Raw genomic sequence first — 1054 nt, 5'->3', positions numbered from 1 at the left:
GTGACCGTCAAGTAGAATGAAACAATTTTTGCTCGTTATTTTGAAACACTTTGTTGCCCAAATATGGTAGAACGATGTTTCATACGATAACTATCTTCATTTAAATGAATGATTTCTACTCGATGAAGAATCCTATCTAGAATTGCCGTTGTTATAGCTTGATCACCCAATAATTCTCCCCATTCTTTTGGTGCCTTGTTAGAGGTCAAAATAATTGAAGACTGATTATACAAGTCGTTAATTAAATGAAAGAACATATTAGCTTCCTGTTGATCCATTGCCATAAACATTAAGTCATCTATTATGACTAGATCAGCTTCTCTAATTCTTTTCATTCTGGCTTTTGATTTACGTGTAATTTCTTCTGTTTTCAGGTTATGAATTAAATCTCCCATTGATGTGAAAATAGCTTTATAACCTTGGTTAATAGCTTCTATACCTAGGCCTACGGCCAGGTGAGTTTTACCTACACCTGGTGGCCCTAGTAAAATCAAATTGTACAACTGTTCTATCCAAGTTAAGTCTTTTAATCTATTTAGTTGTTTGCTACTTAGTGACTTTTGTTCTTTTAAGTTAAATTCCTCAAGTGTTTTACTAAAAGGGAAGGTGGCCCATTTCAATCGATTGTTGAGCTGCTTTTCTTCTCTTCGAGTTTGCTCATAGGACGTAACATCTAACAGGAATTGAGTATACGAAAGGTCTTTCTGCTCAGCTTCTCTGATCAAATGGGGGAGATGCTTGGCAGTTTCAACGAGCCTCAATCCTTTCATTATGTCCTGTAATTGCTGGATTTGGCTCATTGCTATTCAACCTCCATTAAAACAGTGTAAGTATCTACTTTTCTTTTGTATGCTTCTGTTTCTAAAACCCATTCCGATAATTTGTTCAATGTCTTAATTTCTTTCTTTTTATCAGTAACTGTTTCATGTACCTGGCGCTGACGTTTCACATATGCAATGATATCGCCAAAATCTGTTGCACTATATAATTTCCTTTTTGTACACTCTGCTAATGCTTGATTCAGTACTTCGTGATCGCTGCCTGTTGTTTCACG

At 35.7% G+C, this 1054-nt stretch carries 1 protein-coding gene and 1 pseudogene; both read right to left on the bottom strand.

Going from position 1 to position 1054, the window contains the following annotated elements; translation table 11 throughout:
- Positions 1 to 35 precede the first annotated feature (35 nt).
- The gene (istB, locus tag JCM9140_RS22050; RefSeq protein ID WP_034751834.1) at positions 36 to 800 is read right to left on the bottom strand and encodes an IS21-like element helper ATPase IstB; all 765 of its coding nucleotides are present in this window, start codon (positions 798 to 800) and stop codon (positions 36 to 38) included.
- 2 nt (positions 801 to 802) lie between these two features.
- Positions 803 to 1054, bottom strand: a pseudogene (locus tag JCM9140_RS22045) (IS21 family transposase); the annotation flags it as partial.

Origin of the sequence: Halalkalibacter wakoensis JCM 9140, assembly GCF_000513095.1 — a bacterium.
GTDB lineage: Bacteria > Bacillota > Bacilli > Bacillales > Bacillaceae_D > Halalkalibacter > Halalkalibacter wakoensis.
The sequence above is the reverse complement of the archived record's forward strand: the minus strand, read 5'-3'. Positions and strand labels throughout refer to the sequence as shown.

Excerpts from the sequence above, each read along its gene's own strand:
- istB (WP_034751834.1), bottom strand. The coding sequence starts at position 800 with ATGAGCCAAATCCAGCAATTACAGGACATAATGAAAGGATTGAGGCTC.